This window comes from Thermodesulfobacteriota bacterium, assembly GCA_040756475.1.
Classification (GTDB): Bacteria; Desulfobacterota; Deferrisomatia; order Deferrisomatales; family JACRMM01; genus JBFLZB01.
The window spans coordinates 35465-43961 of sequence record JBFLZB010000015.1; the positions used below are offsets into that span (position 1 = coordinate 35465).

Below are 8497 nucleotides of genomic sequence, written 5' to 3' on the forward strand. Positions count from 1 at the left end.
TCACTTCCCCAGGGCGCTCAGAAAGCACCCTCCGCCCCCGCCCCCGCCACCGCCACCGCCGCCCCCGCCGGCCGGAGTGATCGTATAGGTCTGGGTGGTTACGGGGCTCGCGTTCCCCGCGGTGTCCACCGCAAGATACTTGAGGACCGCGCTCTCCGCGATGACGATCGGTCCGACGTAGCGGGTCGACTGCGGAGTCGGCTCGGTGCCGTCGAGGGTGTAGTAGATCGAAGCCGCCTCGTTCACCGAGAGCGTCACGGTAACCTGGCCCGCGTACTGACCGCCGGGGTTCGCCACGGTCACCTGGGGAGGGGTCGCATCCGGTGGCGGAAGCGTTTGGATCACGTAGGCCTGGCTGGCCACGTCCCCCGCGTTGCCCGCCGCGTCCACGCCGAAGTAGCGCAGCGTGGCCGACTGGCTCACCGTCACCGTGACCGGCGAGGGCCCCGAGGGGGACGAGAGGCTCGGCGCAGTGCCGTCCAGAGTGTAGTAGATGGTGGCCGGCTCGTCGGCGGTCAGGACCACCGACTGGGGCGCGGTGTAGGTGCCCGCCGCCGGAGACGCCGTCACCACGGGGGGCGTGGTGTCGCCCGGTGCGGCTTGAATCTCGTAGGCCTGGCTGGCCACAAGCCCCGCGTTGCCCGCCGCGTCCACGCCGAAGTAGCGCAGCGTGGCCGACTGGCTCACCGTCACCGTCACCGGCGAAGCCCCGGAGGGGGAAGAGGTCGTGGGCACGCTCCCGTCCAGGGTGTAGTGGATCGTGGCCGGCTCGTTCGCCGTGAGCACCACCGCCTGGGGCCCGGTGTAGGCACCTCCGGCAGGAGACGCCGTCACGGAAGGCGGGGTGCCGTCGAGGACGATGGACGCGCTCACCACGGCCGACTCGTTGCCGGCCGCGTCGCGGAACTGGGCAGACACGGCCTTCACGCCGTCGCCCGCCGGAAGGGTCCACGGGAGGCCGGACGCGTAGGGAGACCAGGCCGCCGACGCCGGAGAGGCGCCGTTCGCCACCCGCATCTGCACCACCCCGCTGCCCCCGCTGCCGTCGGAGGCGAGGAGCCCGAGGGTGACGGCGGTAGCCGAGGTGAGTACCGCTCCCGCGTTGATCTGCACCGCCCCGGTAGGCGGCACCGTGTCCAGGAGGATGTCCTCGCTCGCCACCGCCGAAACATTGCCCGCCGCGTCCTGGAACTGAGCAAACACAGTCTTCGGCCCATCTCCCGGCGGGAGGACCCAGCTCCGCGTCGCCTGATAGACCTCCCAGACCCCCGTGGGCGTCGCCCCGTTGGCGACCCGGAGATGGGTCACGCCGCTTCCTGTTCCGTCGGCGGCGACAAGGCTCAGCGTGACGAGAACGCTCCCCGTGACGGCGGCCCCGGCCTCGATCGTGACGCTTCCCGTGGGGGGGACGGTGTCCACCCGCCACTCCGCCAGGGTTGCCGTCTCGAAGGGCTGCCACGCCCCCGCCCCGTTCCGGCCCACCACGGCGAGGCGGTGGACGCCGTCCGCAAGGCCCGACAGGGTCACCGCTTCCGAAACGGGCGCCTCGTCGGAGGAATAGGCGCTTCCGTCGAGCGACCACCGGTAGGCCTCGATCTCGTCTCCGCCGACCCACACGGTCGCGGTGCGGCTCGGTGTGAAGCTCGCGGGCACCCCGCTCAGCTCGGCCCGGGGAAACAGGTCCAGGTACCACAGGCCGCGCCCGTCCACCGCCGCCACCAGCCGGGGCGCTCCCGGCTGGAAACGCAGGGCGTAGATGAGGCTCATGCCGTTGCCCGGGACGGCAAGCCCCTGGTCCCGCTGTGCCCAGGAAGCCCCCCCGTCCAGGCTCAGGTACACACTGCGGTTCACCACAGCAGCCATCCACGGATCCCCGGCCTGGTCGCCGATGGCCGCGGCGTCGACCGAGCCTAAACCGGGCAGTCCGCTTTCATCGCCACCTAGCGGCGTCCAGGAGCCTCCACCGTCCCAGGTCTCGAAGAGCCCAAACCACTGCTGGGCACCCGCCAGGAGGCGGCCCCCCACGGCCGAAGACGCCGCCAGCTGTCGCAGTTGCACCCCTTGGAAGGCGTTGAACGTGGTGTACCGGCCCAGCAGATCACCCGTGTTGACGACGCTGCCAACATCCCTGTGCGTGACCAGCATTCGGCCGGCCTCAGGTGCGGCGACATCCACGAGCTCAGCGAAGAGCCCGACAGCACTCCCTGGACTCACCGAAGTGCCAACGGGGGCACGATAGCGCAATCTGCCGACTTGATCCGCGACGATATCGATGAACGTACCCGCAGACGAGTTCAACTCAAGCCTTGCCAACAGATCTCCCACGCCAAAAACAGACCCAACAGAAACGAACCACTGGCGGACGGTGGCTGATTGAGAACCATGAAGTTGAATTTCAAACAATTCCTTGAACGATCCCAGCATCTCTCCCGCAATCCCGAAACTGCCGGCAGGAAGATATATTTCCAAGAGGATACCGGGGTTCGGGGAAGGAACTGGAACGAGGCCGTCCACCGTCTGCATTTCCACGAGCGTCTCGCCCGCCAAGAAGATGTCACCGGGCGCCTTCCGCCACGCACCGACGGTCCCGCTTGCCGGAGCCGCCAGCGAGAGAGGAACCTCCAGCTCGATGCGAGCCAGAGCCTCGTCCGCCGAAAACCATTGGCCGGGAGGCTTCACCCACTGTGCAAAACGCGCCGTATCGACGGGCAACGCGTCGGGACAGGGGATCGGCAGCGGGGCAAGCCAGCCACCCCCCTGCGCCGGATCCACGGCGAAATTCCACGTCTGGCCTTGGTCGAAGCTCCGCAGCACCAGGCCATCATTCCCCTGTTTGCCCGCCACGACGACCCCCGGGGGGCTGCCGTCGTCCCGCGCCACGGCCCAGCCGATGGTCGGCGGGACCTCCGGGGCCGCCGTCCAGGTGGCTCCGGCATCGGAGGTGGCGTAGACGCCGGCTTGGGTGCCGGCGATGGCCCGCTGCGGGTTCTCGGGCGAGAACTCCAGGCCCGTGATGCCCCGCTTGGCCTGGGTGCCCAGGCCGAAGTTGCGGTCTTCCCAGCTCAGTCCCCCGTCGCGGGTGCGGTAGAGGCCCCACCCGTCCACGCCGAGCCAGAGGTCCGCCCCTTGGTAGCGCACCAGGAGCGTCGACGCGGCGGGGAACATACTGCCTGGGGGGTCCCCTGGCCTGGCCGCAAACCGCAGCCACTGGGCTGTCTGGGGCTCCCAGCGGTAGGCGCCGCCGTTACCCGAACCGAACGCCCCGCCCGCGACGGCAAGCCCCGCCGAGCCCGGAGCGAAGGCCACGTCGCGGGCCGTGTACGCCGCGAGCCCTCTGGAGGAGTGGGCGAAGCCGCCGGCGCGGCCCGTGCGCCGGAAGAGCCCGGCCTTGGCCTCCAGGAGCCACTCGGCGGCGGGCGAGACGAAGATCCCCTGAAGCTCCATGCCGAGCTCCGGCAGAGGCAGCGCGGTGCGCGTGCCCGCAAGGGGAAGCTCGTAGAGCGCAGTAGCGGCACCTGCCAGAGGGTCGTTCAGGCGGTAGAGCAGACGCGAGGGGTCCAGGGGATCCCAGCCCACCGCGTCCACCTCGTAGAACTCGGGGTTTCCGGTTCCAGCGAAGTGGCGCTCCGTCCAGGTGGAGCCTCCGTCCTGGCTCACCCACAGCCCCACTCCGCCCTGGGCTGCAGCGATTACCGAGCCGTCCCCTCCCGGCAGAGCGAAGTCGACGATCTCGGCGCTGGGGCTGCCGGGAAAAGCGGGGAGTGCCGCGGGATTGCCCACGAAGTTGTACCGAAAGATCCGTCCGCTCCGATTCGAAAAGTAGAGAAAGGCCCCATCCCGCGTAAAACGCAGGCGCGACACGGCATAGGACGCGTCGGCCCCCCCAACCCGGGTCCAGGTGGCGCCGCCGTCGCGCGATTCGAGGAGGATGTCGGTGCTCGTGTTGAAGGTCGCCGCGAAGAGGTGCTGGGGATCGTCGGGGCTCACCGCTACCCGCCCAAACCTCTCCTGCGAGAGGGTGGCGCTCGCGGGTACCCGGCTCCAGGTTGCGCCGCCGTCGTTCGAGAGGTGGACACCCCGGGTGGCGGTGGAGGCGATCAGCCGCCCGGGAACTGCCGGGCTGGCGCAGATGTCGGTCACGTCGAGGGACTGGAGCCCTTCGTTGCGGCGCTCCCAGGTGAGCCCGCCGTCGGCGCTGGCGTACACGCCGCCCCCGGTGGCCGCGTAGAGTGTGCTCCACAGGGGGTCCGAAAGCTCGGCGGGATCTGCGGGGGAAACCAGTGCCCGCGCCCACCCGCCCCAGGGCCCCCCTACCCCCGGCGGGTAGGGCTCCCAGCGCTCGGTGGAAGCGAGGGTGGCGGAGCCTAGGGAGAGGGAGCCGAAAACAGCGCAGGACACGAGAACGAGCCACGTCCGGAACCAGCGTCTTCGGGTACCCAACGAGGGCGCCACGGTCATGAGGCGGTCTCCGGTATCGCTCGGCCCCCGAAGAACTCTTCCAGGAAGGGCGCCCATGATACGGCGGTGCCCCCTCTCGGTTCAACACAGAAGGGCCTTCTGGATTGGGTCGCCGACAAGGGTCGCCAAGGGAAATGACGGGTGGGAGGCGAGATGCTATAGTGCCCGACAGCCCCTTCACTTCCCCGGGGAGAGACGCCGGAGACACCAGCCATGCTCCACACCTACACGGGCAGATACACGAAAATCCCCTCCGGCTACCTCGGACAGGTGGTCGAGTGGCCGGAGGTCATTACGGAAGGCAGGAACCTTGAGGAATGCCGCGAGCTCTTGAGGGACGCGCTTCGGCAGATGGTCCTTGCCTACCGCCAACTCGACAAGGAACTGCCCCCGGCGGGCGCCTTGCTCGAGCAAATCCCCACTGAAGTGGACGATGTCCGTCAAACGGCGTGAGCTGGTTCGCTACCTGGAAGCCAACGGGTTCCGTCTGCTCCGCGAAGGCGGCAAGCACTCCGTCTACACCGACGGAATCCGAACCCTGCCGGTCAAACGGCACAACACCCTCGACCGCATCACAGCAAACGAGCTCTGAAAACAGGCGGGACTCCCGCCTCTCTTCTGACGCTGCCAAGTACGAGGCGGCCCCTCTTTGCTCTGCCTACTCTTACGTTCTTCCCGTACGTTCCTTCTTTGCGAGCTTTGCGCCTTTGCGTGAGGCGAGCTCCACCGCGCCATAAAGAAACTCGGCTGACCTTGACAGCTCCGGGAGAGGCGTAGGGCGGGGCTTGCCCCGCCAAACCGGCGGGCGAACCCCGCTACGCGGGAACCGCCCGCCCTACCGTTTCATCCCTCGAGGTGACCGAAGGTCATGGGCAACTCAGTGGCACGCCTCGCACAGGGCATTGGTGTGGTCGCGCAGGCGCAGCAGGGCGTCGCCCGTGGGGCGGGCGACCTGCTCCTGGTTGAGCTGCTCTTCGCTTCCCACCTCCACGAGGTACCCGTAGTGGGGGTTGTGGCAGGTGGAGCAGGTGACGACGTGCTCGTGGACCACGGGTTGGCCCGCGGCATCGAGCTCGGTCACCGTGGTCAACGGCAGCACCACCTCGAGCCTCTTTGCGCCATCGGGCAACGCGGTCAGCACCAGGGAGTCGGGGTAGGTCGCCCAGGGCTCTCCCCGGACGGCGGGGGAGAAATCGGTGTAGACCTCCTGCCCGGCGGCGGGCCGGATGATCGACTCGGGCACCCCGTCGCCGTCCCGGTCGGCCTTGTACGAGGGGTGGTGATTCCCCGGCTGGGTCTGGTCGGCGTGGCAGCGGGCGCAGAACACGTTGACCGGCTTGTCCGCGATGTCCACCACCAGAAGGCTCTTCCGGCCGTCCTCGGGCCGATGACAGCCCGAGAGGGAGCCGTCGGGCCTCACCTCTCCCGCACAAGACACCGACGGATGCCCCCCCATGGCCTTCTTCCCCGTCAGCCGGGCGAAGAACCCGGGAGGTTGAGGCATCACCTTGGGCGCCTTGGCGTCGCCCTTGCCCACCGTGTGGCAGGTCTCGCACTTGGCCCCGCTGCCCGGATGAGCAGCCAGCGCCGGGACGCCCAAGGCCAGGATCGCAGCCACCAGGACCGTCGTCTTCACGTGAGATCTCCTTCGGGGCCGTTGCACGCTACGGCCGCATGGCTATTGGGTTGTAAAGCACTCCCCATCAATGGCACGCGTTGCACAGCGTGTTGTCGGCGTCCCTCAGGCGCAGCATGTTGTTGTCGGGCACCTGCTGGTGGCCCCCCAGGGGATCGTGGGTGTAGAGGTCGGTCCCGTGGGGGTTGTGGCAGGTGGTGCACATCACCTGGTCGGTGCTCACCTGGTTTCCGACGTACCTCGCCAGCGGCAGGCTCGCCTTAGGCGGGGCGCTGGTCGCCTCCCCGTAGAAGACCGGCCGGGGCGGCGGATCCTGGTTCGCGTTTCCGTAGTTGCCGCCCCACCAATTGATGAAGCCGTCCACGTTGGTCGTCCAGTCCAGCGCCCGGTAGCCGTCCTGCTCGTAGTGCCCGCCGCCCTGGTCGGTCCAGGTGCTGGGATCGGCGTAGATCTCCTGGCCGGCGGCCGCGACGATGTTGTGGTTCGCCGGGTTGCCCAGGGTCGAGCCGTAGAAGCTCGGGTGGTGGTTGGTGGGGTAGTCCGCAAACGGGTGACAGTCGTTGCACAGCCCCCCCGTGTTGGTCTGGATGGCCACCCCTCCGAGGCGGTTCAGGTCGCCCGCCGCCGCTGGGAAGTGGGCCGCTGCGTTGATGTGGCAGGCGGTGCAGTCGATGGGCGTGGCGTGGCTCGGCGCCGAGTCCACGAAGCTCGGATCGGTGCTGCCCGACCGGATATTCGCGTCCCCGTGCCCGCCCCGGGAGTAGCCGCTCAGGGTGCCGTAGTAGGCCACGGCGGCATTGCGGGCGTTGCCGGTGTACTGGAGGGTGCCGGCCGCGTTGTAGACTCGCCACTGGGCCGGGGTCTGGTCGTGGCACCCCTTGCAGGCCTGGCTCTTCGCCAGGCCGTCCGAGTCCCCGGCGCCGTCGGTGATGGGCGAAAACCAGTTCAGGCTCTCCCCCGCCGCGGGCTGACCGTGGCAGTCGAGCGCCACGCACCGGCTGTTGGTGGCGTCCATGGCGACGTTTCCGGGGGTCGTGCCCGTGGCGTCCACGAGCGCTCCGCCGTAGGTGCCGGAGCCCCAGGAGCTCTGCCCTGCCGCCTTGGCCCGGATGTTGACCACGTCTCGGGCCGAGCTGGGCCATGCGCCCGTGGACTGCCCGGACTCCGCGTGGTTCGTGCTCCCCGCCCCCTGCCCGTGGCAGGGCCCGCAGATCTCCCGGGCGTCGGTGGAGTTGGCGAGCTTGCCCTTCAAGGCCTCCACATGGGCCTTGTGGAACCCGCCGCCGCCCGAGTAGTTCTCGGCCAGGTAGTCGGGATTGCCGCCCTCCTCGCCCGGCCGCACCGGCGGGTACCCGTGGCAGCCGTTGCAGCCCGAGGGCATGAAGCCGTCCTGGCTGGCGGTCGTGTAGGTGTCGTCGAAGTCGTGCTTGTGGCACGTGATGCAGTCGGTGTTGGGGTGAGTCCCGGCCCCCAGGGTGCGCCGGTAGAAGGCGGTCTGGGTGTGGCAGGTCTGGCAGATCTTCGAGGTGTCTCCCGCGCCCGCCAGGGCGTAGTCGGGGCCGTCGGGGTTGTTGTTCGTGAGCACCACCGTGCCCCCGAAAAGGAAGGTGGTCAGGTTCTCCACCCCACCGTAGTACCGCACGGGAACGAGGGGCCCGTCGGAGTTCACCGCGTTGACCATGTAGACGTTGGCGGACCCGTGCACGTCGTGGCACTCCACGCAGTTGAGCTCGAAGGCGCTGCGCTTGGCGCTGTAGGACATGGTCGTGGAGCGGTTGCCGTGGGTCGAGACGCGCGTCTGCGCCCGGCCCCCCGTGCCGCTTCCGTCGTGGCACGAGTGGCACAGGGCGTTGCCGGCCGTGACCAGGCGGTCGGAATCGGACAGGGCGCCCGACAGGTGGGCAGCCGTGGTGCTGTGGCACGCGGAGCAGGCCGCTCCGGCGCCGGTGCGGTTCGGGGTCCAGGGGTAGGTGGAGGCCGTGGCGAGCCCGTGGCCCCGGGTGGCCCAGTTGGCGTCCTTGGCCGGGGCGCGCACGCCGGTGGCGTTGCCGTTGGACCAGGCCGCGTACCCCTGGTTGTGGCAGGTGAGGCAGTCGAGCTTGTAGGCGCCGGTGCCCCAGTACTCCTTCGCGAGGATCGTCCCCACACCGACCCCCGAGATGTTGGTCGTGGAGTGGCAGTGGGTGCAGCGGTCGGTGCTCGCCGTGGTCGGGTCGGCGACGGGGGCCGTGGTCCCGAGCGCCGAGACCGGGTTCGGCGTGGTGTCCACGTTGGCAAAGTCCACGATGAGGCTCACGTGGGTCGCGGCGCCCGTGCCGTAGGCCGGGTGGCAGTTGGCGCAGGCCGTCTCGCTCGCCGTGCCGAACTGCGGCCCCCAGGCGTCGGCCAGGTGGGCCCGGTGGT

General features: G+C 69.4%; 5 protein-coding genes. 2 read left to right on the plus strand and 3 right to left on the minus strand.

Annotated elements, in window-relative coordinates:
- Positions 1–4458, minus strand: a complete 4458-nt coding sequence (locus AB1578_03835) for a chitobiase/beta-hexosaminidase C-terminal domain-containing protein (protein MEW6487032.1) — start codon at positions 4456–4458, stop codon at positions 1–3.
- Positions 4459–4671: 213 nt separating this feature from the next.
- Here AB1578_03835 and AB1578_03840 point away from each other — a divergent pair, with 213 nt between their 5' ends.
- A complete protein-coding gene (locus tag AB1578_03840; protein MEW6487033.1) occupies positions 4672–4911 on the plus strand; it encodes a type II toxin-antitoxin system HicB family antitoxin in 240 nt (79 codons plus the stop codon).
- The gene (locus tag AB1578_03845; GenBank protein ID MEW6487034.1) at positions 4892–5050 is read left to right on the plus strand and encodes a type II toxin-antitoxin system HicA family toxin; all 159 of its coding nucleotides are present in this window, start codon (positions 4892–4894) and stop codon (positions 5048–5050) included. Before AB1578_03840 ends, AB1578_03845 begins: the two co-directional genes overlap by 20 nt.
- Before the next feature lie 285 nt (positions 5051–5335).
- Here the strand turns inward: AB1578_03845 and AB1578_03850 are convergent, their stop codons facing one another.
- Together AB1578_03850 and AB1578_03855 are read right to left on the minus strand one after the other, a co-directional pair.
- Positions 5336–6094, minus strand: a complete 759-nt coding sequence (locus AB1578_03850; protein ID MEW6487035.1) for a hypothetical protein — start codon at positions 6092–6094, stop codon at positions 5336–5338.
- Between the two features lie 67 nt (positions 6095–6161).
- Positions 6162–8497: hypothetical protein (locus AB1578_03855; protein ID MEW6487036.1), on the minus strand; the 2336-nt coding region annotated here is incomplete at its 5' end.